The sequence below is a fragment of the Duganella sp. Leaf126 genome (assembly GCF_001423125.1).
Lineage (GTDB): Bacteria > Pseudomonadota > Gammaproteobacteria > Burkholderiales > Burkholderiaceae_D > Rugamonas.
In genome coordinates this window covers 50,258-76,116 of the sequence record NZ_LMNW01000036.1, presented here as the reverse complement: position 1 = coordinate 76,116, position 25,859 = coordinate 50,258, and the positions used below count along the sequence as shown (strand labels likewise).

20 protein-coding genes are annotated in these 25,859 nt (G+C 66.6%); 15 read left to right on the top strand and 5 right to left on the bottom strand.

Annotated features, from left to right (window positions below; genetic code table 11):
* The first annotated feature begins 32 nt into the window (after window positions 1–32).
* The 5 genes from aceK to ASF61_RS21740 all read left to right on the top strand — a co-directional run bounded on the left by aceK (window position 33) and on the right by ASF61_RS21740 (window position 5,589).
* Window positions 33–1,856, top strand: coding sequence for a bifunctional isocitrate dehydrogenase kinase/phosphatase (gene aceK / locus ASF61_RS21760; protein ID WP_056160852.1), 1,824 nt, complete (start codon window positions 33–35; stop codon window positions 1,854–1,856).
* Window positions 1,849–3,054 carry an acetyl-CoA C-acyltransferase gene (locus ASF61_RS21755; RefSeq protein ID WP_056160849.1) on the top strand — a complete coding sequence of 402 codons (1,206 nt, stop codon included), beginning with the start codon at window positions 1,849–1,851 and terminating at the stop codon, window positions 3,052–3,054. Before aceK ends, ASF61_RS21755 begins: the two co-directional genes overlap by 8 nt.
* Window positions 3,054–3,722 (top strand): SDR family oxidoreductase, encoded by a 669-nt coding sequence (locus ASF61_RS21750; RefSeq protein WP_056160847.1) that lies wholly within the window; start codon window positions 3,054–3,056, stop codon window positions 3,720–3,722. The genes ASF61_RS21755 and ASF61_RS21750 overlap by 1 nt, the downstream gene beginning before the upstream one ends.
* 97 nt (window positions 3,723–3,819) lie before the next feature.
* Window positions 3,820–4,947 carry an acyl-CoA dehydrogenase family protein gene (locus ASF61_RS21745; protein WP_056160845.1) on the top strand — a complete coding sequence of 376 codons (1,128 nt, stop codon included), beginning with the start codon at window positions 3,820–3,822 and terminating at the stop codon, window positions 4,945–4,947.
* Window positions 4,948–5,007: 60 nt separating this feature from the next.
* Window positions 5,008–5,589, top strand: a complete 582-nt coding sequence (locus ASF61_RS21740; RefSeq protein WP_056161113.1) for a flavin reductase family protein — start codon at window positions 5,008–5,010, stop codon at window positions 5,587–5,589.
* Window positions 5,590–5,946: 357 nt separating this feature from the next.
* On the opposite strand, the gene ASF61_RS21735 is transcribed toward ASF61_RS21740, so the two are convergent.
* Window positions 5,947–6,864 (bottom strand): YihY/virulence factor BrkB family protein, encoded by a 918-nt coding sequence (locus ASF61_RS21735; protein ID WP_056160843.1) that lies wholly within the window; start codon window positions 6,862–6,864, stop codon window positions 5,947–5,949.
* 160 nt (window positions 6,865–7,024) lie between these two features.
* On the opposite strand from ASF61_RS21735, the gene ASF61_RS21730 reads away from it, so the two are divergent.
* Together ASF61_RS21730 and dacB are read left to right on the top strand one after the other, a co-directional pair.
* Window positions 7,025–8,263, top strand: coding sequence for a nucleoside recognition domain-containing protein (locus ASF61_RS21730; protein ID WP_056160840.1), 1,239 nt, complete (start codon window positions 7,025–7,027; stop codon window positions 8,261–8,263).
* A gap of 11 nt (window positions 8,264–8,274) precedes the next feature.
* Complete coding sequence (dacB, locus tag ASF61_RS24280; RefSeq protein WP_229205968.1) at window positions 8,275–10,200, top strand: D-alanyl-D-alanine carboxypeptidase/D-alanyl-D-alanine-endopeptidase; 1,926 nt, start codon at window positions 8,275–8,277, stop codon at window positions 10,198–10,200.
* Between the two features lie 306 nt (window positions 10,201–10,506).
* On the opposite strand, the gene ASF61_RS21720 is transcribed toward dacB, so the two are convergent.
* From ASF61_RS21720 to ASF61_RS21705, 4 genes are all read right to left on the bottom strand, one after another.
* A complete protein-coding gene (locus tag ASF61_RS21720; RefSeq protein ID WP_056160838.1) occupies window positions 10,507–11,376 on the bottom strand; it encodes an N-acetylmuramoyl-L-alanine amidase in 870 nt (289 codons plus the stop codon).
* A gap of 34 nt (window positions 11,377–11,410) precedes the next feature.
* Window positions 11,411–12,871, bottom strand: coding sequence for a hypothetical protein (locus ASF61_RS24475; RefSeq protein WP_156369687.1), 1,461 nt, complete (start codon window positions 12,869–12,871; stop codon window positions 11,411–11,413).
* Window positions 12,872–12,960: 89 nt separating this feature from the next.
* Window positions 12,961–14,541, bottom strand: a complete 1,581-nt coding sequence (locus ASF61_RS21710) for a glycoside hydrolase family 10 protein (protein ID WP_229205976.1) — start codon at window positions 14,539–14,541, stop codon at window positions 12,961–12,963.
* A gap of 152 nt (window positions 14,542–14,693) precedes the next feature.
* Entirely contained in the window at window positions 14,694–15,965 is a 1,272-nt protein-coding gene (locus tag ASF61_RS21705) for an MFS transporter (protein WP_056161106.1), read from the bottom strand.
* 201 nt (window positions 15,966–16,166) lie between these two features.
* Between ASF61_RS21705 and ASF61_RS21700 the strand changes: the two genes are divergently transcribed.
* From ASF61_RS21700 to ASF61_RS21665, 8 genes are all read left to right on the top strand, one after another.
* On the top strand, window positions 16,167–16,607 hold the full coding sequence (locus tag ASF61_RS21700; protein ID WP_056160836.1) for a YchJ family protein: 441 nt from the start codon (window positions 16,167–16,169) through the stop codon (window positions 16,605–16,607).
* 40 nt (window positions 16,608–16,647) lie between these two features.
* Window positions 16,648–18,270 carry a carboxyl transferase domain-containing protein gene (locus ASF61_RS21695; protein ID WP_056160834.1) on the top strand — a complete coding sequence of 541 codons (1,623 nt, stop codon included), beginning with the start codon at window positions 16,648–16,650 and terminating at the stop codon, window positions 18,268–18,270.
* A 9-nt stretch (window positions 18,271–18,279) separates the two neighbouring features.
* A complete protein-coding gene (locus ASF61_RS21690; RefSeq protein WP_056160831.1) occupies window positions 18,280–19,065 on the top strand; it encodes an enoyl-CoA hydratase/isomerase family protein in 786 nt (261 codons plus the stop codon).
* Window positions 19,066–19,191: 126 nt separating this feature from the next.
* Window positions 19,192–20,520, top strand: a complete 1,329-nt coding sequence (bioA, locus tag ASF61_RS21685) for an adenosylmethionine--8-amino-7-oxononanoate transaminase (RefSeq protein ID WP_056160829.1) — start codon at window positions 19,192–19,194, stop codon at window positions 20,518–20,520.
* Window position 20,521: 1 nt separating this feature from the next.
* Window positions 20,522–21,721, top strand: a complete 1,200-nt coding sequence (bioF, locus tag ASF61_RS21680; protein WP_056160827.1) for an 8-amino-7-oxononanoate synthase — start codon at window positions 20,522–20,524, stop codon at window positions 21,719–21,721.
* On the top strand, window positions 21,718–22,572 hold the full coding sequence (gene bioD, locus ASF61_RS21675; RefSeq protein WP_082491879.1) for a dethiobiotin synthase: 855 nt from the start codon (window positions 21,718–21,720) through the stop codon (window positions 22,570–22,572). The genes bioF and bioD overlap by 4 nt, the downstream gene beginning before the upstream one ends.
* Window positions 22,573–22,602: 30 nt before the next feature.
* Entirely contained in the window at window positions 22,603–23,652 is a 1,050-nt protein-coding gene (gene bioB, locus ASF61_RS21670) for a biotin synthase BioB (RefSeq protein WP_056160825.1), read from the top strand.
* 103 nt (window positions 23,653–23,755) lie between these two features.
* Complete coding sequence (locus ASF61_RS21665) at window positions 23,756–25,855, top strand: acetyl/propionyl/methylcrotonyl-CoA carboxylase subunit alpha (RefSeq protein ID WP_056160823.1); 2,100 nt, start codon at window positions 23,756–23,758, stop codon at window positions 25,853–25,855.
* Window positions 25,856–25,859 lie beyond the last annotated feature (4 nt).

Sequence of the window (25,859 nt, the reverse complement as noted above, 5' to 3'; positions counted from 1 at the left end):
CGCGCAGGCGGCCCTGCCACCGTGGAATTGCCATGACCCAGGCCGCCTTCCCCAAACTGCTGCGCTCGCAAATCGCGTTCGACATCGCACGCGCGATACTCGACGGTTTCGACAAGCACTACCGGCTGTTCCGCCAGACCAGCCAGCAGGCCAAGCACCACTTCGAGCGCGGCGCCTGGGCCGAGGCCCAGCAGGCGGCGCGCGCGCGCATCGATTTTTACGACCGCCGCGTGCACGAATGCGTGCAGGAGCTCGAGGACACGTACAGCCAGGCCGAGCTGTCCGACGATGTCTGGCAGGAACTCAAGCTGCACTACATCGGCCTGCTGTCGGACCACGCCCAGCCGGAGCTGGCCGAAACGTTTTTCAACTCGGTCTGCTGCAAGCTGCTGCACCGCAGTTATTTCCATAACGCGTACATCTTCGTGCGACCGGTGATCTCCACCGAGTACATCGAGACGCGGGAACTGGCGCCCACCTACAAGGTCTATTACCCGGACGCGGACGGCATCCATTTCGCGCTCAAGCGCATCATCACCAATTACCAGCTGAGCACGCCGTTTGCCGACCTCACGCGCGATGTCGCGCAGGTAGAGCTGCGCCTGGCGCAACTGCTGGGCACTGCCGGTACCGAACCCAACCACCAGATACACGTACTGTCGAGCCTGTTCTTCCGCAACAAGGGCGCGTACATCGTGGGCAGGGTCATCAATGGCAACCGCGAATATCCGATGGTCGTACCGATCCTGCACGACAGCGCGGGCCGGCTCGTGCTCGACACGGTGCTGTTCGATCCCGAGCAGATCACCGTGCTGTTTTCATTTACCCGCGCCTACTTTTTGGTGGACATGGAAGTGCCGTCGTCGTACGTGCAATTCCTGCGCACGCTGCTGCCGCGCAAGCCGCGCAGCGAGCTCTACACGATCCTCGGTTTGCAAAAACAGGGCAAGACCCTGTTCTACCGCGACTACCTGCAACATTTAAAACACTCGTCGGACCGCTTCGACATCGCGCCCGGCATTCGCGGCCTGGTGATGCTGGTGTTTGCGCTGCCGTCGTTTCCGTACGTGTTCAAGGTGATCAAGGATTTTTATCCGCCGCCCAAGGACACCACGCGCGCGCTGGTCCAGCAAAAATATTTGCTGGTCAAGCACCACGACCGCGTGGGCCGCATGGCCGATACGCTCGAGTATTCCAACGTGGCATTCCCGCGCCACCGTTTCTCGGAGCGCCTGATCGCCGAGCTCGAACAGTTTGCGCCCTCGATGCTCGACATCGAGGGCGAGCAGCTGATCATCCGCCACCTGTACATCGAGCGGCGCATGGTGCCGCTCAATCTCTGGCTGGCCAATGCCGAGAAAAACGGCGACGATGCCCAGCTCGAACACGGCATCGTCGAGTACGGCAACGCCATCAAGGAGCTGGTGGCCGCCAACATCTTCCCCGGCGATATGCTGTATAAAAACTTCGGCGTCACGCGCCACCAGCGCGTGGTATTTTACGACTACGACGAAATCGATTACATCACCGACTGCCAGTTCCGCGACATCCCGCCAGCCCGTACCGACGAGGAAGAAATGGCGTCCGAGCCGTGGTACCCGGTCGGCAAGCACGATGTCTTCCCCGAACAGTTCGGCCAGTTCCTGCTCGGTCACCCCAAGATCCGCCGCTTCTTCCTGCACCACCACGCCGACCTGCTCACGCGCCAATACTGGCAGGCGCGCAAGGAGCGCATCCTCGCGGGCGTGGTGGAAGACGTGTACCCTTATCCGCAGCACCTGCGCTTTTTCCACCATGCAGCTACCCCTCCGGCAGTGATGCCGCCACCGTTTATGGAGATACTCGAAAATGAATGATCCTGTCGTGATCGTGGGCGCCGCCCGCACCCCCATGGGCGCCTTCCAGGGCGACTTTTCCGGCCAGGCCGCGCACGACCTGGGCGCGGTGGCAATTGCCGCTGCCGTGGCCCGCGCCGGCATCGACGGCCAGCTGGTCGAGCACGTCTATTTCGGCAATTGCCTGATGGCGGGCCAGGGCCAGGCGCCAGCGCGCCAGGCCTTGCTGAAGGCCGGCCTGCCCACGTCCACCGGCGCCGTCACGCTCTCGAAGATGTGCGGCTCGGCAATGCAGGCGGCCATCTTCGCCCACGACCAGCTGGTGGCCGGCAGCGCCGACGTGGTGGTGGCCGGCGGCATGGAATCGATGACCAATGCGCCGTACCTGGTGCCCAAGGCGCGCGGCGGCTACCGCATCGGCCACGGCATGCTGCTCGACCACATGATGTACGACGGCCTCGAAGACGCCTATTCGCGCAACGAGAAAACCGGCGAAGGCCGCTCGATGGGCACGTTTGCCGAAGAGTGCGTGGCCAAGTACCAGTTCACGCGCGAGGCGCAGGACAGCTTCGCCATCGAATCGGTCAAGCGCGCACAGACGGCCGCCAGCGAAGGCTGGTTCAAGTGGGAAATTGCCCCGGTCACCGTCAGCAGCCGCGCCGGCGACACCGTGATCGACCGCGACGAAGGCCCGCTCAAGGCCAAGCTCGACAAGATCCCTACCCTGCGCGCCGCATTCAAGAAGGACGGTACCATCACCGCCGCCTCGTCGTCGTCGATCAACGACGGCGCCGCCGCACTGGTAATGATGCGCGAGTCGACCGCCAACAAACTTGGCGCCAAGATCATCGCCCGCATCCACGGCCACGCCACCCACGCCCAGGCGCCGGACCAGTTCACCACGGCGCCGATCGGTGCCATCGAAAAGCTGTACAAGAAGACGGGCTGGGCCAGCCGCGACGTCGACCTGTTCGAAATTAACGAGGCGTTTGCGGCCGTGCCGATGGCAGCCATGCGCGACCTCGACATCCCGCACGACAAGATCAACGTCCACGGCGGCGCCTGCGCGCTCGGCCACCCGATCGGCGCCTCCGGTGCGCGCATCATCGTCACGCTGCTTGGCGCGCTCAAGCGCACCGGCGGCAAGAAAGGCGTGGCCGCGCTGTGCATCGGCGGCGGCGAGGCGACTGCCATGGCGATCGAACTGGTGGAGGCATAATGGCAACCGCCCTGATCATTGGCGCTTCGCGCGGCATCGGCCTGGAACTGGTCACCCAATACCGCGCCGACGGCTGGCGCGTGATCGCCACCGCGCGCAAGGCCGAGGATTGCGCGGCCCTGACCGCGCTCGGCGCCGAAGCGCACAAGCTCGACGTGACCGATGTCGAAGCGTGCGCCGGCCTGGGCTGGAAGCTCGACGGCGAGGAACTCGATGTCGCCATTCTCAACGCCGGCGTCTACGGCCCGCGCCACGACGGCTTCCCGCAGCAGGCCGAGTTCGACAACGTGATGCACACCAACGTGCTGGCCGCGATGCGCCTGCTGCCGATCATCGCGCCGATGGTGGCCAGCAAGCGCGGCAAGCTGGCCGTGCTGTCGTCGCACATGGGTTCGCTCAGCGAGCGCAGCAGCCCCAGCGGTTCGCTGTACCGCGCCAGCAAGGCGGCGCTGAACTCGGTGCTGATCGATACCGCGCTGGTGCATGGTCCGCAAGGCGTGACCTGCGTCGCCTTCCACCCGGGCTGGGTGCGCACCGAGATGGGCGGCGCCGGCGCCGATATGTCGCCGCAGGACAGCGTGACCGGCATCCGCCGCACGCTGGCCACCTTGCCGGCCTCGGACAAGGCTGTCTACCGCAATTACGACGGCAAGCCGATCGGCTGGTAATCGGTTGATAGCCGGCTGCTAATCGGCTGACAACGCAATCCCCCCGCACCGCCGCCAGCGGCCGTTGCGGGTTCCCACGATCATTACACGAGACACCATGATACTGAGCCAGGAACACGACATGATCCGCGACGCCCTGCGCGCTTTTGCGCAGGAGCGTCTGGCCCCCAACGCCGCCCGCTGGGACAAGGACCACCATTTCCCGAAGGAGCAATTGCAGGAACTGGCCGCGCTCGGCGCCTTCGGCGTGGCCGTGCCCGAGGCGCTCGGCGGCGCCGGCATGGATTACGTGTCGCTGGCGCTGGTGCTCGAGGAAATCGCCGCCGGCGACGGCGGCACGTCCACCATCATTTCCGTCAACAACTGCCCCGTGTGCAGCATCGCCATGATGTACGCCAACGAACGCCAGAAGGAACAATGGCTGCGTCCGCTGGCGCAGGGCGCGATGCTGGGCGCGTTCTGCCTGACCGAGCCGCACACGGGCAGCGACGCTGCCGCCCTGCGCACCACGGCCACCCGCGACGGCGACGATTACGTGCTCAACGGCGTCAAGCAGTTCATCACCAGCGGCAAGCACGCCGACGTGGCGATCGTGCTGGCCGTGACCGACAAGGCGGCCGGCAAGAAAGGCATCAGCGCGTTCTGGGTCCCGACCGCCACGCCCGGCTACATCGTGGCCGGGCTGGAACAGAAGATGGGCCAGCACTCGTCGGACACGGCGCAGATCGTCTTTGAAAACTGCCGCATCCCGGCAGAGAACCTGATCGGCGCAGAAGGCCAAGGCTACAAGATCGCGCTGTCCGGCCTCGAAGGCGGACGCATCGGCATTGCCGCCCAGGCGGTCGGCATGGCGCGTGCCGCATACGAGGCAGCGCTCGGCTACGCGCGCGAGCGCGAAAGCTTCGGCAAACCGATTTTCGAACACCAGGCCGTGCAGTTCCGCCTGGCCGACATGGCCACCCGGATCGAAGCGGCGCGCCAGCTGATCCACCATGCTGCCGCGATGAAGGACACCGGCTTGCCCTGCCTGAAAGAAGCAGCCATGGCCAAGCTGTACGCTTCCGAAATGGCCGAACGCGTCTGCTCGGACGCAATCCAGGTCCACGGCGGCTACGGCTATGTCAGCGATTTCCCGGTCGAACGCATCTACCGCGACGTGCGCGTGTGCCAGATCTACGAAGGCACGAGCGATATCCAGAAGCTGCTGATCGCCCGCGCACTGTAGGCGCGCAGGGAAAAAAGGCGCGCGGCTATACTGGGGCAACTATTGTTATTGAAAGCCACCATGAACCAGTATCTCTCTCCTGTCCCACTGGAAAAAGCCTATCGCCTGCTGACCCATGGTCCGACCGTGCTGGTGTCGAGCCGCCACGATGGCGTTGACAACGTGATGGCGGCGGCCTGGTCGTGCGCGCTCGACTTTGCGCCACCGAAGGTGACGGTGGTGATCGACAAGAGCACGGCCACCCGGGCGCTGGTCGAAGGCAGCGGCATGTTCGTGCTGCAAGTGCCGACCGTGGCGCAGCTGCAGCTGACCGAGCAGCTGGGCACCACCAGCATGGCCAAGGATGCGCACAAGCTGCAACACGCGCATGCCGAACTGTTCCACATCGACGGCTACGACCTGCCGTTCGTGGCCGGCTGCTCGGCATGGCTGGCGTGCCGGCTGGTGCCGGAGCCGCACAACCAGCAGACCTACGATTTATTCATCGGCGAAGTCGTGGGCGCATGGTCCGACACGCGCGCCTTCAAGGATGGCCACTGGCAATTCGAACACGCCGATCCGGCCTGGCGCAGCCTGCACCACGTGGCAGGCGGGCATTTTTATGCGATCGGCGAGCCGCTGGCCGTCACACCGGCAACATAGCCGGACTGCCGCCTGGCCCTGCTGCAGGTCGTCGAGGCTGCAGACGAAAAAAAAGCCCGCGAGCATCATGCTGGCGGGCTTCGTTCCAATGTATAACCAATGCTTGTATCGTACCGGGCTCCAGGGCTATCTGCCAAGTGAGGCGGTGTTCCCGGGCGCCCATGCTATCTGCATGGTGCCCCCGGCGTGTAAGTCGACCAACGTATTCGAAAGACAGCTGCGGCATCTGCGTCACCAGCGGTCGGAACTTACACTGTTCGTCGCGCGGCGCATCTGCCAGAGGTGGGACTGCCGGCGCGGAACGCGCAAACCTCAACCACAAACGCAGTATAGCACAGCTTTTGTGCAGCGCACAAATTATTTCATCGGTGTTGTTTCCGTGGTCAGCGGACGCACGGTCTTGCGCGGCTTGTGACGGCAGGCGCGCTCGAATTCCGAAATGACCTGGGCGCCGAACAGCAGCAGGGTGGCGCCGATCTCCAGGCTGAACATGACGATGATGGCCGTCGTCATCGAGCCGTACACGACATTCACCTGCGACAGCGTGGTGAAATACCACACCAGGATGTGGCGCGCGCATTCCCACAGCAGCGCTGCCGTCACGCCGCCGATCAGCGCGTGCGACAGCGACAGCCGTCCGACCGGCATCACCAGGTAGATCGACGTCAGCACCAGCACCTCGCCTGCAAAGCCGAGCATGTACAGCAGCACGCCCGAGACGCCCTGCAGCGACCACTCGTAGCCGAACAGCGACACGCTTTCCTCGCCCATCACCTGCAGACTGCCGGCCACGAGCGTGACCAGCAACATGCCGGCGCCCAGCGACAGGATGTAGCAATAGGGCATGATCGCAGAAATCAGGAAGCGCCGGCGCTTGACCTCCACCCGGTGCTTGAAGATGACCGACATGGCGTTTTCCAGTACCGTAAACGCGAGCGAGCTGAAAAAGATCATGCTGACCAGCAGCACCCCGCCGACCACGTCGCGATGGTCGAGGAAATGCGCGACCTCCTGCACGATCGGGCCGGCATGGCCCGGTACCAGCCAGCCCAGGTAGCGGCCGACGGTATCGAGCAGCACGGTCTCGTCGATCACGTGGGACAGCGCCACCACCACCAGCATCAGCAGCGGCACGATCGACAGCAAGGAGTAATAGGCGACCGCGCCCGCCAGCAGCAAGCCCTGGTTGGCGCGAAAGCCCTTCAGGCATTGCACCAGGAAAGCCATGGGGTGCGTGATGACGTACACCAGCCCCCTGCGATTGAGAAATTTCATTGCTTTATTTTACGCACAAGCGGCGCGCCGATCTGTGCGCCGTCACCCAGATCCCGACGCCGGTAGACGCCAGCGCTCGCCATAGCGCCACGTGGCGCGCGGCAGGCTTCCGCCGCTATACTGCGGCTATCGCCTACTGATTTCAGGAAAATACGCTTCCATGTCGCTTACCTATATCTGGTCCGGATTTTTCGTGGTCGGCCTGCTGGCCGCGCTGCTGCAGTTCTTTTTCATGGGCGACACCGAGATTTTCAAGCGCATCGTTGACGGCACCTTCGTCTCTGCCAAGTCGAGCGTGATGGACATCGCGCTGCCGCTGGCCGGCGTGATGACCTTGTGGCTGGGCATCATGAACGTCGGCGAAAAGGCCGGTGCGGTCAACCTGCTGGCGAAGATCATCGCGCCTTTCTTTTCGCGCATCTTTCCGGGCGTGCCGTCCAACCATCCGGCCAACGGCCACATGGTGATGAATTTCTCGGCCAATCTGCTGGGCCTGGACAATGCCGCCACGCCGTTCGGGCTGAAGGCGATGGAAAGCCTGCAAACCCTGAACCCCAAGGCCGACGAACCGACCGACGCCCAGATCATGTTCCTGGTACTGCACACGTCGGGCCTGACGCTGATCCCGGTCGCCATCATGGCGCAGCGCTCGATCATGGGCGCGGCCGATCCGGCCGACATCTTCATTCCCTGCCTGATCGCCACCTATGTCGCCACCGTGACCGGCATCATCGCCGTCTCGATCCGCCAGCGCATCAACCTGATCAACCGCGTGGTGCTGGGCTGGCTGGGTGGCCTGACGGCCGCCATCCTCGGCATGATCTGGTACTTCACCGCATACCTGAGCAAGGCCGAGATCCAGAAGTTTTCAACCGTGTTCAGCAACCTGCTGCTGTTGCTGGTGATCGTCGGTTTCATCCTCGGCGCCCTGCGCAAGAAGGTCAATGTCTATGATGCCTTCATCGAGGGCGCCAAGGGCGGCATCGACACCTCGATCAAGGTGATTCCGTACCTGGTCGGCATGCTGGTGGCGATCAGCGTGATCCGCAACGCCGGCGTGTTCAACTTCGTGGTACAGGGTTTTACCTGGGTGTTTACCCACCTGGGCCTGAACACCGACTTCGTGCCGGCGTTGCCGACCGCGCTGATGAAGCCGCTCAGCGGCAGCGGCGCCAAGGCCATGATGATCGACACCATGCAAACCTACGGTCCCGATTCCTTCGTCGGCCGGCTCGCGTGCGTGTTCAACGGCTCGGCCGATACCACGTTCTACATCGTCGCGCTGTATTTCGGCTCGGTCGGCATCCGCAAGACGCGTTATGCGATCTCGTGCGGCCTGATCGCCGACTTTGCCGGCGTGGTGACTGCCATCGCGGTCGCTTACCTCTTCTTCCATTGATCGGGCTGCCCATGTTGCGTCGTCTCCTGCTTGCCGCCCTGCTGTTGATCGGCACTGTCCATGCCGCCACCTTGCCCGAGCCAGTCGCGCGCTTGATGCAGGCGGCCAAGATCCCCGAGTCTGCGGCCGGCATCGTCGTGCTGCGCGGCGACACCGTGCTGCTGTCGCACAATGCCCAGCAGCCGATGCAGCCGGCTTCGACCATGAAGCTGTTCACCACGCTGACGGCGCTGGACACGCTGGGGCCGGTGTTCCGCGGCCGCACCGAGCTGCGCAGCAGCGCCCCCGTGGTGCAGGGCGTGCTGCAGGGTGACCTGATCGTGCGTGGCGGCGCCGACGCCGACTTCAACGAAGACGTGCTGATCCACATGCTGCAGGCGCTGCGCAACCAGGGCATCACGACCATCCAGGGCGACGTCATTCTCGACCGCACGCTGTTCCAGCCCGCGCGGCTCGACCTCGGCCAGCCGCCGTTCGACGAATACCCGTGGGCCTATTACAACGTGATCCCCGACGCGCTGCTGGTCAATACCAACCTGCTCAAGCTCGAATTACGCTCGGTGGCCGGCCAGCTGTCGATCATCACCATACCCGAGCTCGACAACGTCACCGTGCGTTCCGACCTGCGCCCGGTCGCTGCCGGCTGCGCCCAGTGGGAACAAGGATGGCGCACGCCGGACTTCGTGCGCAGCGGCGACCGCATCGACGTGGTGCTGCACGGCAGCTTCCCGCGCGATTGCACCAGAACCGTCAACATCAACGTGCTCGATCCCCACGATTACCTGGCGCGGCTGCTACGGGCCACGTGGCGCAGGCTCGGCGGCGCGATCAGCGGCACGGTCCGCGAAGCAAGCGCGCCGGCATGGCCATCGACGGCACCGGCATCGGCGCCGCCGATCACGGCGAGCGTCGGGCCACAGGCGGCGCAGACGACTTCATCGACCACTGCAGGGGCGGTGTCGCAGAGCGCATCGGCGGTAGCGACCGGTACGGTGTCGCCAGGCGCATCGCCGGCAACGGCAGGCGCGGTGTCGCAGGGTGCATCGGCGGCAACGGCGGGCGCGGTGTCGCCAGGCGCATCGCCGGCAACTGCGGGCGCAATGTCGCAGAGCGCATCGGCGGCAACTGCGGGCGCAATGTCGCAGAATGCATCGCCGGCAACGGCGGGTACGATGCCGCAGGGCGCATCGCCGGCAACGGCGGGTACGGTATCGCCAGGCGCACCGCCGGCAACGGCAGGAGCGGCTGCGGCAGGCGCAGGTCGTTCCGCTTCCGCCGGCACGGCGCCGGCCAGCGCTGAAACGCCTCAGACGGGGTCCGCCAGCGCGGCGGAGGCGCCGGTGCCAACGCGCTTGCTGGCCGAACACGTGTCGCGTGCGCTGCCGGAGGTGCTACGCGACATTAACAAGAACTCCGACAACACGCTGGCGCGCACCATCTTTCTCAGCCTGGGCAGCCTCGCAGCGGATCCGCTGCTCGGCAGCCGGCCGCTGCCGCCCGACGGCCTCAACCTGACCAGCAGCGCTCGCGCCGAGGCCGTCATCCGCGCCTGGCTGCAGCAGCACCGGATCGACAGCGCCGGCCTGGTGCTCGACAACGGTTCCGGCCTGTCGCGCAGCGAACGGGCCACCGCCGCCCAGCTGGCCGGCGTGCTGCAGGCCGGCTTGCACAGCAACTGGATGCCGGAATTCTTGTCGAGCCTGCCGATCGCAGCCACCGACGGCACCATGCGCCGCCGCCTGCAGGACAGTCCTGCCGCCACCCGCGCCCGCATCAAGACGGGCAGCCTGAACGGCGTGATCGCCATCGCCGGCTATGTGCAGGACGCCAACAATCAGCCGCTGGTGGTCGTGGCCATGCTCAACGATCCGCACGTGGCCGGTGGCGCCGGGCGGGCCGTGCTCGACGCCTTGATCGACTGGGCGGCGCGGCAGTAAGCACGACAGCGATGAAACCGGCGCCCTTGCCCCAGGGCGCCCGTCCGGATGGGCAAATACCGGCCCTGGTCGCCAGGCGGCGCCAAGCGTGGGGCAAGCGTGCAAGGCAGGACGCCAATGAAAACGGCTGCTTCTGAACCGTTACGGTCACTCTAGGTCTGCTCGCAACGTCCGGACACGGCAGATTGCGTGATCGTGGGGCGCAATGTCCGCGCTACCGGGCGCCGCGTCGTCACATCCAGACGGTTCGCGCCAGGCAACGCTAGCTGATGCACGATATCGCCCCTGCTGTACAGCGAGCAATGCTTACTCCGCCGGCGCAGTCTCGCCGGCGGCTGGCACGAGCACAGGCGCCGGTGCCGGCAGCACCGGCAGCGGGCTGGTCAGCACGTCGAGCAGGGCCGCCGTTTCGGCGTCCGGCGTGCCGTCGAACAGCGCCGGACGGTACTTGGTCTGGAACACCGACAGCACGTTGCGGGTCGCGGTATCGAACACGCCGGTCTGCGGCACGGCGTAGCCGATCTGGGCCAGCGTGCGCTGGAACCAACCGATGTCGGGCAGTTGCTGCTGGTAGCCGGGCAGACGGGCTGCCACGCGGCTCGGCTCGGGCCAGGTGATCAGGCCTTCGTCGGCCAGGCGCTTCCACGGGAACATCGGGCCCGGATCGAGCTTGCGCTGCGGCGCGATTTCGTTATGGCCGAGGATGTTTTCGGGGCGGATATGGTGGCGCTTGACGATGTCCTTGAGCAGCAGCACCAGCTGGTCGATCTGCGCCGGCTTGAACGGATACCAGACCCGCCCTTCCGGCGTGTCCTTGTAGCCGGGATTGACGATCTCGATGCCGATCGATGCGGCGTTGAGCTGGTTGTAGATTTTCCAGTTGCTGTAGCCGGCATGGTTGGACTGGCGCGACTCGTCCACCAGGTTGTAGACGGTGGGCTGGTCGGCGTCGGTTACCAGGTAGTGGGCGCTGACATCCTGGGTGGTCAGGATATGGATCGAGCGCGGCAGGTCCGACACCGTGTAATGGACGATGATGTACTTGACGCGGTCGCTCTGGCCGCGCGCGCTGAGGGTACGGTCGATGGTCAGCCCTGCCGGTGGCGGCGGCGGCGTGGAAGCACAGCCGGCCAGCGCCAGCAGGGTGGAGAGGATGGTCAGCGTGGCGAGTTTCATTGGCGGTCTCGGGGATGCGGTTGTAGCAACATGCTCATGCGTGGGAGTGTAGTGCAATCCGCGCAGCCGCGTGGTGCGCGGGCAGACTTATTTGCGTCAGTGAAAGCTCGGCCGGCAAGGCCGCGCGCATCGCCGCCATGATGGCCGGATGCAGGGTCGCCGCGCGTCCGCTGACCGCGATCGGCCGCGCGCCATAACGCCCCACCAGCGCCAGCGCGATGCGCGCCAGCTCGCGCCCCGCCTGCTCGAGGATGGCGCGCGCCACCGGGTCGGCATCGGCTGCCTGCGCCACTGCCAGCGCCAGCCGGCCGACCGCACCGCGCTCCTGCCCGTAGATGAACTGGCGCGAGCATGCCCAGTCGCTGCCGCCGACAAACGCGAACACGGCGTGCGCCAGCGGCGACTGCTGCCACGCGCCCGGTTGCTCATCTTCGCGGCGCCAGATGTGGCGCATGGCTGCGCGCGCGATCCAGAAGCCGCCGCCGCCGTCGTCGAGGGTCACGCCCCGGCCACCGGCGCGGTGCAGCACACCCTCGGCGTCGATCCACGCCGCGATCGACCCGGTGCCAGCGTACACCAGGTACCCCGCACCGGGCGCAAAGCTGGCCAGGTAGGCGATTTCGATATCGCTGTGCACCGTTACTGCTGTTGGCGCCACGCCAAGCGCTTCGGCGAGCAGCCAGCTCGGAGAATGATCGTTGCCGACGAAGCCATCAAGGCTATCGCCCGTGGCTGTCGCTGCCAACTCGCTGCGCGACACTTCTGCCTGCGGCGAGGCCAGATTGCCTGCGCGGCCATTGCTGCCAGCGATCGTTACGACATCGCTGCGTGACTGTTCAGCGAGCGCTAAAGCCGGATCACCTGCGACGCCATTGTCGCCGGCGATCGTTTCGCGATCGCTGCGTGACTGTTCGGCGAGCGGTAAAGCCGGACCACCTGCGGCGCCATTGTGGCCGGCGATCGCGACACAATCGCTGCGTGAAGCGTCGACCAGCGGTAAAGCCGGACCACCTGCGGCGCCACTGTGGCCGGCGATCGCGACGCAATCGCTGCATGACTGTTCGACCAGCGGTAAGGACGGATCACCTGTGGCGCCAGTGTCGGCGTCGTTCGTTACGCAATCGCTGCGTGACGTTTCGGTCCTGGGCGCGGCCAGCGCTTCGGAAGCCGCAGCCGCAACTGCAGCGCCAACGCCGACGGCTGCCGTGACAGAACCGCTGTGCGGCGCAACGACCATCGGCGCGGCAGTGGCGCTACTGAATCCGGTCAGCCCGGCGCATACCCGTGCAGGCTTGCCGGCCGCCAGCACCTGCGCTGCCAAATCGGCCAGCACGGCGCGCACCGACGCCACGCCAGCGGCAGAACCCAGCTGATTGACAGACAGGCCGGCGACAGCGCCTTCGGCCACGATGGCGCCGGCACCATCGGCCAGCGCCCAGCGCGTTTGCGTGCCGCCGGCATCGATGCCGAGCGCGGTGGCGGGCGCAGGCGCCAAAAATGGCGCGGATATCGGAGCAGATATCGGAGCAGATAAGGACTCTGATAACGCAGCAGGTGCCATCGCGGTCGGCTTCACGTTCACGCTCACGCCCGTATGGCAACGGTCACACGCGCGCTCTCGTTGCCGAGCCGGTCGACCGCGCTCACCACCACCGCCTGGGCGGCGCCGGCGGTCGCGTCGTCGGGCAACAGCAATACCGGGCGCGACGCGGGCGCCACCGCGAAGCGCCATTCGGCGCCGTAGCGCGACCAGATCGCGTAATGGCTTACCGGCTTGCCGGCACCGGCCGTCAGGCGCAAGCCGGTGCCGCCGGCCTGGCGGCGCGCGGCCGCCCCCGGCGCCGGCGGCAGATCGGCGCCCAGCCACGGCGTGGCCGGCGCCAGCGCCGCGCTCTGGTAGGCGCGCACGCGCAACTGGTCGGTCACCCCCTTGCGGTTCTCCATCAGTGGCGCGATGCTGAAATGGACATGGCCGCGGGCGCCAGCGCGGGTGCGCGTGACGCCGATCTGCTTGACGATCTCGTCGGGCGTAAATGCCTTGGCGCTGTTGTCGATGCGGCTCGTGTACAAGCCCGGCCAGACGTGGCGCGCCTGGGTGTTTTGCGCCAGCCAGTAGTCGAGCAGTACACCGAACGCCTGCGGCGCCTGCGCCACCGGCCAGTACAGCTGCGGCGACAGGTAGTCGAGCCAGCCATTCCTGAGCCACAGTTCGACATCGGCATACAGCTTGTCGTACTGGCTGAAGCCGACGATGCCGGCCGGCCGGCGGTCGGGGCGGCCGATGCCGAACGGGCTGATCCCGAAGCGCACCCAGCTTTTTTCGCGGTGGATGCCCTGGTACAGCGCCTCGATCAGGGTGTTGACGTTCTGGCGCCGCCAGTGCGGACGGTCGAGTGCGCCGCCGCCGAGCAGGTAGCGCTGCCACGAGGGTTCGTCCGGAAAATCGAGTTCCCTGCGGCCGGCGCCAGCGCCATTGAGCGCAGCCCCTTCACCGCCGGCAACGCTGGGATTGTCGATCGGGTAGGGATAGAAATAATCGTCGATGTGGACGCCGTCGATATCGTAGCGGCGCACCACGTCCAGGATCACGTCGCGCGTGCGCTGGGCGGCGGCCGGCTCGCCCGGGTCCATCCACAGGTAGCGGCCGTAGGTTTTCACCGCCTCGGGATGGGTGGTGGCGAAGTGGTTGCGCGCCAGCGGCGTTCGGGCGGCAGGATCGCGCGCGCGGTAGGGATTGAACCACGCATGCAGTTCCAGTCCTCTCGCATGGGCTTGCTCGATCCAGAATTGCAGCGGGTCGTAGTTCGGTGCGCGGCCCTGCTGGCCGGTCAAAAATTCCGACCACGGTTCGAGCGCGGACGGATAGATGGCGTCGGCGCTGGGCCGCACCTGCAGCACGATGGCGTTCAGGTTCAGCAACTTGCAGCGGTCGAGAATGGCAATGGCTTCGGCCTGCTGCTTGTCGGCCGTCAGGTTGCTGCGGCTGGGCCAGTCGATATTGGCCACCGTGGATATCCAGGCGGCGCGGAATTCGCGCGGCGCCGGTGGCGGCGTGACCAGGTCGGTGGCCGCCGGGGCGACCGGCGGCGGCAACACGCCCGGGGCCGGCGGCGCAGCCGGATCCTGGGGCACGACCGCCGTCGGCGTGCTGGAACAACCCTGCATGATGGCGGCCACGGCGCCGGCCAGGCCAGCGGTCAGGGTCAGCCGTTTTTTTGCATTGAATACCAAAACATTCCCCGCATCTGTAGAGCGTCGTATTGTAATGGGAACCCCGGGACAGCCGCCGCGCAGCAGGTTTGCCGGTGCCGCGCCCGCTATTGGTCTTGCCGCTTGCCAAATCCCGGCTGGATCTCCACCAGCGCGGTCATCACGAATGCGGGCAAGGTCGAGATGCAGGCCCAGATGAAAAAGTGCTGGTAGCCGAGCCACTGCTGCAGCTTGCCGCTGATCATTCCGGGCAGCATCATCCCCAGCGCCATGAAGCCGGTGCAGATCGCGTAATGGGCGGTCTTGTGCTCGCCGTCGGCCACCATGATCATGTACAGCATGAAGGCGGCAAAACCGAAGCCATAGCCGAACTGTTCGATCGCCAGGCAGGCGGCAATCACGGTAATGTTCTCGGGCATGGCCGTAGCCAGGTACACGAACACCAGGTCCGGCACATGCATGACGAACAGCATCGGCCAGATCGCTTTTTTGAGGCCGAAGCGGGCGATCGCCATGCCGCCAGCAATGCCGCCCACCACCAGCGCCACCACGCCGATGGTGCCGTACACGAGGCCGAACTCGGACGTGGTCAAGCCCAGTCCGCCTTGGGCGCGCGGATCGAGCAGGAACGGCGCCGCCATCTTGAGCAGCTGCGCCTCGCCCAGCCGGTACAGCAGCAGGAAGCCGATGACGGGCACGATGCCGGGCTTGCGGAAGAAGCTGCGGAACGTGTCGATAAAATCGGTCCACAGAGCGCCCGTCGTCCCCGTGCGGCGGTCGCCCTGCGGGCGCGGCAGCACCAGCTGGTGGTAGCCGCACAGCGCCAGGAAGAGCGCAGCCGTGAGGCCGAACACCACCGACCAGGCGTGGACCGGGTCCTTGCCCGCGGCGATCAGCGCGCCGGCAAGATAGACCAGCCCGCCCTGCCCGGCAATCATGGCCAGCTTGTAGAACGCGCTGCGCACCCCGACAAAGGCGGCCTGCTGGTGCTGCGACGGCAAGCCCAGCATGTAATAGCCGTCCGAGGCGATGTCGTGCGTAGCCGAGGCGAACGCCATCAGCCACAGCACGGTGAGACTCAGCGCAAAAAACTGCGGCAGGTGCAAGGTCAGCGCCACCGCCGCCAGCGCCATGCTCGCGACCAGCTGCATCAGCACGGTCCAGCGGCGCTTGGTGCCGAACAGGTCCACGACGGGCGACCACAGTGGCTTGATCACCCACGGCAGGTACAACCACGACGTGTAAAACGCCAGGTCGTCGTTGGCAACGCCCAGGTTCTTGTACATCACGGTCGAGAGCAGCATCACGGCCACGTAGGGCACGGCCTGGCTGAACGAGATACTGGGCACCCAGGCCCACGGGCTGCGGGGCGGCGTCATGGCTGCGCCGCCACGGCGGTACTGCGTCGTTTCATACAATTCTCCTCACCGTGCCAGTGTAAAGGCGTGGCGCTGCGCTGTGCACCGATGCCGTCCTTATTTTCTTCCCCGCCATCTATTCACCTGGTGTAAGTTGCGATGGGCGCAAGCGCGCCATTTGACGGATAATGCACGCTTGTCAGACCTGCTCACCGCGTATCCATGTCCAAGAAGTCCCCTGCTCCCGCCGGCTGCCCCTGCGGCGGTCCTGCACTGGCCAGCTGCTGCGGCCCCTATATAGACGGGTCCGCCATCGCGCCCACGGCCGAAGCGCTGATGCGCTCGCGCTACACGGCTTACAGCCTGTGCAACGAACCGTATCTGCTGGCCACCTGGCACGTCAGCACCCGTCCGACCGCGCCATTGTTTAGCGCGGAGGAAAAATTGCAGTGGCTGGGACTTGAGGTAAAATCTGCTTTACGTTTACGTCAACGTAAAGCAGCGGATACCGACCAGGACCGCGACACGGTGGAGTTCGTTGCGCGCTGCAAGATCAACGGCCGCGCGCAGCGCCTGCACGAAGTGAGCAACTTCGTGCGCGAGGCCGATCCCGCCGATGGCGTCCCGCGCTGGTTTTACGTTGACGGACATTTTCCGCAATAAACCGACACGACGCGTACGAGACCACGCGCAAAGGACAACCATGCCGCAGATCGACACCAAGCTCAATCCTCGCAGTGAAGACTTCAGGACCAACACCGCCGCCATGCAGGCCGTGGTGGACGACCTGCGCGCCAAGGTGGCCGCCATCGCCCAGGGCGGCGGCGCGGCGGCCAGCGCCAAGCATGTCGCGCGCGGCAAGCTGCTGCCGCGCGACCGCGTGCAGATGCTGCTCGACCCGGGCACACCGTTCCTCGAACTGTCGCAGATGGCCGCCTACGGCATGTACCAGGACGCCAGCGGCGTCGATGCAGCGCCGGCCGCCGGCATCATCACCGGCATCGGCCGCGTGGCCGGCCAGGAATGCGTGATCGTCTGTAACGACGCCACCGTCAAGGGCGGCACCTATTACCCGGTCACCGTCAAAAAACACCTGCGCGCGCAGGAAATCGCCGACCAGAACCACCTGCCCTGCATCTACCTGGTCGATTCGGGCGGCGCCAACCTGCCCAACCAGGACGACGTCTTCCCCGACCGCGACCACTTCGGCCGCATCTTCTACAACCAGGCCAACCTGTCGGCCAAGGGCATCCCGCAAATCGCCGTGGTGATGGGATCGTGCACGGCCGGCGGCGCCTACGTGCCGGCCATGAGCGACGAGTCGATCATCGTCAAGGAGCAGGGCACGATCTTCCTCGGCGGCCCGCCGCTGGTGAAAGCGGCCACCGGCGAAGTGGTCACGGCCGAAGACCTGGGCGGCGGCGACGTCCACACCCGCCTCTCCGGGGTGGCCGATCACCTGGCACAGAACGATCTGCACGCGCTGTCGCTGGCGCGCACCATCGTCGCCAACCTCAACCGCATCAAGCCGCAGCAGGGCGCGCTGCGCCCGGTGGTGGCACCGAAGTACCCGGCCGAAGAACTGTATGGCGTCATTCCGGTGGACACCCGCAAACCGTTCGACGTGCGCGAAGTGATCGCCCGCATCGTCGACGGCAGCGAGTTCGACGAATTCAAGGCCCGCTTCGGCGCCACGCTAGTGTGCGGCTTTGCCCACATCTTCGGCATGAAGGTCGGCATCATCGCCAACAACGGCATCCTGTTTTCGGAGTCGGCCGTCAAGGGCGCCCACTTCATCGAGCTGTGCGCCCAGCGCAAGATCCCGCTGGTGTTCCTGCAAAATATCACCGGCTTCATGGTCGGGCGCAAGTACGAAAACGAGGGCATCGCCCGCCATGGCGCCAAGATGGTGACGGCCGTGGCCACTGCCGCCGTACCGAAATTCACGGTGATCATCGGCGGCAGCTTCGGCGCCGGCAACTACGGCATGTGCGGGCGCGCCTTTTCTCCGCGCTTCATGTGGATGTGGCCCAATGCGCGCATCTCCGTCATGGGCGGCGACCAGGCGGCCAGCGTGCTGGCCACGGTCAAGCGCGACGGCATCGAGGCCAAGGGTGGCAGCTGGTCGGCCGAAGAGGAAGCCGCGTTCAAGCAGCCGATCAGGCAGCAGTACGAGGAACAGGGCCACCCGTACTACGCCACCGCGCGCCTGTGGGACGACGGCGTGATCGATCCTGCCGACACCCGCACCGTGCTGGGCCTGGGCCTGTCGGCCGCACTGAACGCACCGATCGACGACACCCGCTTCGGCGTGTTCCGGATGTGAGGAGCAGGCATGAACCATGAAAATATCGCTGTCGCTCGCGACGGCCACACCGCCACCGTTACCCTGAACCGCCCCGACGTGCGCAACGCCTTCAACGAGACCACGATCGCCGAACTGACGCACGCATTTCGCGCACTGGGCGCCGACGACACGGTGCGCGCCGTCGTCCTGGCCGCCAACGGCCCGGCGTTTTGCGCCGGCGCCGACTTGCACTGGATGAAGAAGATGGCGGGCTACACGCACGCCGAAAACCATGCCGACGCGCTGCAGCTGGCGACCATGCTGCGCACGCTCTACGCGTGCCCGCAGCCGGTGGTGGCGCGCGTGCAGGGCGACTGCTATGCCGGCGGCATGGGGCTGGTGGCCGCCTGCGACATCGTGGTCGCGGTCGATGCGGCGCAGTTCTGCCTGAGCGAGGTAAAACTGGGCTTGATCCCGGCCACCATTGCACCGTACGTGATCAAGGCCATGGGCGAGCAGGCCGCGCGCCGCTACTTCCTGACGGCCGAGCGCTTTGACGCCGCCACCGCGCTGCGCACCGGTTTTGTCCACGAAGTGGTGAGCGGCGACGCGCTCGACGCCAAGGTGGGAGACATCGTCAAGGCGCTGGTGGGCAACAGCCCGCACGCCGTGCGCCAGGCCAAGACGCTGGTGCGCGAGGTGGCCGGACGCACCGTGGACGACGCCCTGGTCGAGGACACGGCAGCGCGCATCGCCGGCATCCGCGCCTCGGCACAGGGCCGCGAAGGCGTGGCGTCATTCCTGGAAAAGCGCAAACCGGGCTGGCTCAGTTAGCGCGCCAATCGTCATTCCCGCGCAGGCGGGAAACCAATGGCGCGGTGCCGCCAGTAGTGCTGGCAAACACCGGGAAACACGGAGTGCAGCTCGAAAAGCACAGGTCATCAACATATTGGAGTTGTTTTGGAATCAAATCATCAAAGCGCGTGGGTCACGCGCAGCCTGCACAGCGTCTGGCATCCGTGCACCCAGATGCAGCACCACGAAACCGTGCCGCTGATCCCGGTGCGGCGCGGCCAGGGTGCGTGGCTGTACGACCACGAGGGCCGGCGTTATCTCGACGCCATCAGCTCGTGGTGGGTCAACCTGTTCGGCCACGCCAACCCGCGCATCAACGCCGCCTTGAAAGACCAGCTCGATACGCTGGAACACGCGATGCTGGCCGGTTTTACTCACGAGCCGGTGATCGAGCTGTCGGAAAAACTGTCGGCGCTGACCGGCCACGTGCTGGGCCACAGCTTTTATGCCAGCGACGGCGCCTCGGCCGTCGAAATCGCCCTGAAGATGAGTTTTCACGCGTGGCGCAACCACGGCAAGACCGACAAGCAGGAATTCGTCTGCCTGCAGGGCAGCTACCACGGCGAGACCATCGGCGCGCTGGCCGTCACCGACGTCGCCCTGTTCAAGGATGCCTACGGACCGCTGCTGCGCGCCGCGCAGACGGTGTTGTCGCCCGATGCGCGCCAGGCGCGCGATGGCGAAACGGCCGCCGACGTGGCGCGCCGCGCTGCCGCCGATGTCGAGCGCCTGTTCCAGCAAAAAGCGGACAGGATCGCCGCCATCATCATCGAGCCGCTGGTGCAGTGCGCTACCGGCATGGCCATGCACGACCCGCTGTACCTGCAGCTGGTGCGCGCGCTGTGCGACCGCTATGCGGTGCACCTGATCCTCGACGAGATCGCCGTCGGCTGCGGCCGCACCGGCACCTTCTTCGCCTGCGAACAGGCCGGCATCTGGCCCGACTTCGTGTGCCTGTCCAAGGGCATCAGCGGCGGCTACCTGCCGCTCTCGCTGGTCATGACGCGCGACGACATCTACCAAGCCTTCTACAGCAGCGATGTCCGGCGCGGTTTTCTGCACTCGCACTCGTACACGGGCAACCCGCTGGCCTGCCGCGCCGCGCTGGCCACGCTGCAGATCTTCGCCGACGACGATGTGCTGGCCGCCAACCGTATCAAGGCGGCCACGCTGACGGCCGCCCTGCAGCCGCTGGCGCAGCACCGGCAGGTGCGCAACTTCCGGCAACAGGGCATGATCTGGGCCTTCGACGCGATCGATGCCACGCCCGACTTTTCGCGCCGCTTTTTTGCCACCGCGGTCGAACACGAACTGCTGATGCGCCCGATCGGTTCCACCGTGTACCTGATGCCGCCGTACATCCTCGACGACGCGGAAATTGCCGGCCTGGCCGCCAGCACGCTGACCGTGTTCGACCAGACCATGGCAGGCTGAGATGGAACTGCTCGACCGCCTCTCCGGGCAGCTGCAAGCGCTCGATGCGCACAGCCTGATCCGCCGCCGCCGCACGGTGGACTCGCCGTGCGGTCCGCGCGTGCAGGTCGATGGCCGCGAACTGCTGGCCTTTTGCAGCAACGACTACCTGGGCCTGGCGAACCACCCGCAGCTGGTGGCAGCACTGCGCGACGGCGCGGCGCGCTATGGCGCCGGCAGCGGCGCTTCGCACCTGATCAGCGGCCATGCACGACCGCACGCGCTGCTCGAAGACCGGCTCGCCGATTTCGTCGGCGCGCACCTGGAGCGGCCCCGCACGCTGACCTTCTGCACCGGCTACATGGCCAACCTGGCCCTGATTGCCGGCCTGACGGCAGGCGAGCGCGAAGCCGACATCTTCTCGGAGGCGCTCAACCACGCCTCGCTGATCGACGGCGCCCGCCTGTCGCGCGCGCGCGTGCACGTGTATCCGCATGCCGACCTGGCCGCGCTCGAGGCCATGCTCAAGGCCAGTCATGCCACGACCAAGCTGGTGGTCACCGACAGCGTGTTCAGCATGGACGGCGACCTGGCGCCGCTGCCGGCGCTGCTGGCCCTGTGCGAGCAGCACAATGCCTGGCTGGTGGTGGACGATGCCCACGGCTTCGGCACGCTGGGCGCGCGCGGTCATGGCGCACTCGAACACTTCGACCTGCGCTCGCCCTACCTGGTGTACATGGGCACCCTGGGCAAGGCGGCCGGCGTCGGCGGGGCGTTCGTGGCAGCCCACGAAACCGTGATCGAAACGCTGCTCCAAAAGGCGCGGCCATACATCTTCACCACCGCCGCGCCGCCGGCCCTGGCCCACGCGCTGCTGACCAGCCTGGACCTGATCGAAGGTGACGAAGGCGTGCAGCGCCGCGCTCACCTGCAGGCATTGGTGGCACAATTGGACGATGCGCACAGCGGCCTGCAGTTGCAACGCTGGCAACGCCTGCCATCGGCCACCGCGATCCAGCCGATCCTGATCGGCGATAATGCCGACACCCTGCGCGCCGGCGCGGCCCTGTATGCGCAGGGACTGTGGGTGGGCACGATCCGCCCGCCGACGGTGGCACCCGGCACGGCACGCCTGCGGGTGACGCTGTCCGCCGGCCATCGCGCCACGGAAGTGGCGCAACTGAGCGCCGCAATCAATGCACTGGAAAAGGAAGCCCCATGAACCTCGACACTCCCGTCATCGTCGATACGCCTGCCGACACCGACGTCGCCGGCGCGGCCGTTGCCGTGCCCACGGACGACGCGGCCGATGCCGACCTGGCCAACGCCCAGACCGCCGCCAGCGCCGTGGTGGCGGCAGCGGCGCTGCCGCCGCGCTTTGCCTGCTTCGTCACCGGCACCGACACCGAGATCGGCAAGACCCTGATCTCGTCGGCCATGCTGCACGCGCTGGTGCAGGCCGGCGCGCGCGCCTGCGGCATGAAGCCGGTCGCTGCCGGCGCCGACCTGCGCGACGGCGCTTGGCGCAACGACGACTGCGACCAGCTGGCCGCTGCCGGCAATGTCCACCTGCTGCCGTCGATCACCACGCCGTACCTGCTGCGCGAACCGGCCGCGCCCCACATCGCCGCCGCGCTGGAAGGCGTGCAGATTTCGCCGGTGCCGATCCTGGCCGCCTACGTCGAAATCAACGCTGCGTCCGACGCCGTGGTGGTCGAAGGCGTGGGCGGCTTCCGCGTGCCGCTCAACGACGAATTCGACACCGCCGACCTGGCCGGCCAACTGGGCCTGCCGGTGGTGCTGGTGGTGGGCCTGCGGCTGGGCTGCATCAGCCACGCGCTCTTGACGGCCGAAGCGATCGTCGCGCGCGGCCTGGTGCTGGCCGGCTGGGTGGCCAACGAAACACAAGCCGACATGGCGTTTGCCGACGAGAATATCGCCGCGCTCGCGGCGCGCATCCCGGCGCCGCTGCTGGGCCGCGTGCCCCGCCTGGAGCAGCCGACCGCGCAGGCCGCCGCCGCCCATCTCGACTTTACCCTGCTGCCGGACTGGCCGGCACCAAAGAACACCTGAACCGCACACCCGATTTACGAAGGAAAACCGATGTCCACCACTACTCTCCAAGAACCGCAAGTCGTCGCCCTGCACCGCCCGGTGGCCGCCATCACGCTGCCGCCGGCCGCCACCTGGCCGGTGGCCGACGTGCTGGCGCTGTTCGAGCTGCCGTTCAATGACCTGATGCTGCGCGCCCAGCAGACGCACCGCGCCCACTTCCCGGACGGCGACGTCGAACTGGCGACCCTGCTGTCGATCAAGACCGGCGGCTGCGAAGAAGACTGCGGCTACTGCCCGCAGGCGGCGCGCTACGACACCGGCGTCGAGGCCAAGAAAATCCTCGACATCGACACCGTGCTGGCAGCAGCCCAGCAGGCCAAGGACAACGGCGCCACCCGCTTCTGCATGGGCGCCGCCTGGCGCAGCCCGAAAGAGCGCGACATGGACAAGGTCGAAGAGATGGTGCGCGAAGTGAAGGCGCTGGGCCTGGAAACCTGCGCCACGCTGGGCATGCTCGAAGAAAAGCAGGCGCAGCGCCTGAAAGACGCCGGCCTCGATTACTACAACCACAACCTCGACACGGCGCCCGAGTTCTACGACAACGTGATCTCCACGCGCGACTACCAGGACCGCCTCGACACGCTGGGCCACGTGCGCGAAGCAGGCCTCAAGGTGTGCTGCGGCGGCATCGTCGGCATGGGCGAGACGCGCCTGCAGCGCGCCGGACTGATCGCGCAGCTGGCCAACCTCAATCCGTACCCGGAATCGGTGCCGGTCAACCACCTGGTGCAGGTGGAAGGCACGCCGTTGTACGGCATCGATCCGCTCGATCCGTTCGAGTTCGTGCGCACCATCGCGGTGGCGCGCATCACCATGCCGAAGGCGCGCGTGCGCCTGTCGGCCGGCCGGCGCCAGATGGGCGAAGCGGTGCAGGCGATGTGCTTCCTGGCCGGCGCCAACTCGATCTTCTACGGCGACAAGCTGCTCACCACCGACAACCCGGAAGCGAACGACGACCGCGCGCTGCTGGCCAAGCTGGGCCTGAAAACCCGTGGCGCCGTGCTGGACTCGGCGCCGAAGGAGAAGTGCGGCTGCTGATACGCGCAATCGCGCTGGCGGTGCCCTGCGGCGCCGTCGCGAGGCGCCTCCCGTTTGACCTCCATAAAAAAACTTCCAGCCACGCGCTGCAAAGAGAGAGACGATGTTTACCAAAATTCTGATCGCCAACCGCGGTGAAATCGCCTGCCGCGTCGCCGCCACCGCGCGCCGCCTCGGCATCAAGACCGTCGCCGTGTATTCGGAGGCGGACGCTAACGCGCTGCACGTGGCCAGCTGCGACGAAGCGATTTTGATCGGCCCCGCGCCGGCCAAGGAAAGCTATCTGTGCGGCGAGCGCATCATCGCTGCCGCCAGGGAGACCGGCGCCCAGGCCATCCACCCCGGCTACGGCTTTTTGTCCGAGAACGCGGAATTTGCCGAAGCCTGCGTGGCGGCCGGCCTGGTGTTCATCGGTCCGCCGGCATCGGCCATGCGCGCCATGGGCTCGAAGTCGGCCGCCAAGACGCTGATGGAGCAGGCCGACGTGCCGCTGGTGCCCGGCTACCACGGCGAGCAGCAGGACCCGGACTTCCTGCAGGCGCAGGCCGACCGCATCGGCTACCCGGTGCTGCTGAAAGCCTCGGCCGGCGGCGGCGGCAAGGGCATGCGCGTGGTGGACAGTGCGGCGCAGTTCAAGGAGGCGCTGGCCTCCTGCAAGCGCGAGGCGATCAGCTCGTTCGGCAACGACCAGGTGCTGGCCGAAAAATACCTGCAGCGCCCGCGCCACATCGAAATCCAGGTATTTGCCGACACCCACGGCAACTGCCTCTACCTGTTCGAGCGCGATTGCTCGGTGCAGCGCCGCCACCAGAAAGTGCTCGAAGAAGCGCCGGCGCCGAACATGCCGCCCGAGCGCCGCGCTGCCATGGGCGAGGCGGCCGTCGCTGCCGCGCGCGCGGTCGGCTATGTCGGCGCCGGCACGGTGGAATTCATCGCCAACCAGGACGGCTCGTTCTACTTCATGGAGATGAACACGCGCCTGCAGGTCGAACACCCGGTCACCGAAATGATCACCGGCACCGACCTGGTGGAATGGCAGCTGCGCGTGGCGGCCGGCGAACCGCTGCCGAAAACCCAGGAACAGCTGGCGATCCACGGCCACGCCATCGAGGCACGCATCTACGCCGAAAATCCGGACAAGGGCTTCCTGCCGTCGATCGGCACCTTGCGCCACCTGGGCACGCCGGCCTCGGTGATGTTCGAACTCGGTGGCGACGCCAAGGCGCCGGCGCCGGTGCGCATCGACGCCGGCGTGCGTGCCGGCGACGCCATCTCGCCGTTCTACGACCCCATGATCGCCAAGCTGATCGTCTGGGGCGCCAACCGCCAGCAGGCGCTGGCGCGCATGGCGCAGGCGCTGTCGCAATACCAGGTGGTGGGCCTGACCACCAACGTGGCCTTCCTCAAGCGCCTGGTGCAAAGCACGGCGTTCGCCAGCGCCGATCTCGATACGGGGCTGATCGAGCGCAACCACGACACGCTGTTTACCGCCGCCCACGCAGCGCCCGCCGCCGCGCTGGCGCTGGCCTGCGCGGCCCTGATGGCGTCCGAACAGGCGCAGGCCGCCAGCGAAGGCCGCCACCGCGGCGATCCGTGGAGCAGCGCCACCGGCTGGCGCCTGAACCAGCCCTACCTGCGCGCGCTGTCGTTCAGCGACGAATTCGACTACACGGTCCACCTCAGTTACCGCGCCGACGGCTGGCTGTTCAGCATGGGCCACGCCACCGGCACAGAGGGCAGCAACAGCAGCAGCGGCAGCAGCGACAGGGACAAGGACAAGAACAGTGCGGACGGCGACGCGCCTGCTGCGCAGCTGCTGCACCTGAGCGCGCACCACGGCGACGACTATGCGATCCGCCTCGGTGAGCAGACCGTCCACGGCGTGGTGCGGCGCGACGACGACGTGCTGCACGTGTTTACCGGCGGCGCCCACTACCAGCTCGCCTATCACGATCCGATGGCCCACGCGGGCGAGGCGGAACTCGACACCGGCCGCCTGACGGCGCCGATGCCGGGCAAGGTGGTGGCGGTGCTGGCGGCCAAGGGCCAGCAAGTCAAACGTGGCGAGGCGCTGGTGATCATGGAGGCGATGAAGATGGAGCACACCATCGCCGCACCGCACGACGGCGTGATCGAGGAAGTCCTGTACGCGGTGGGCGACCAGGTCGCGGACGGCGCGCCGCTGCTGGCCTTCCGGGCCTGACCGC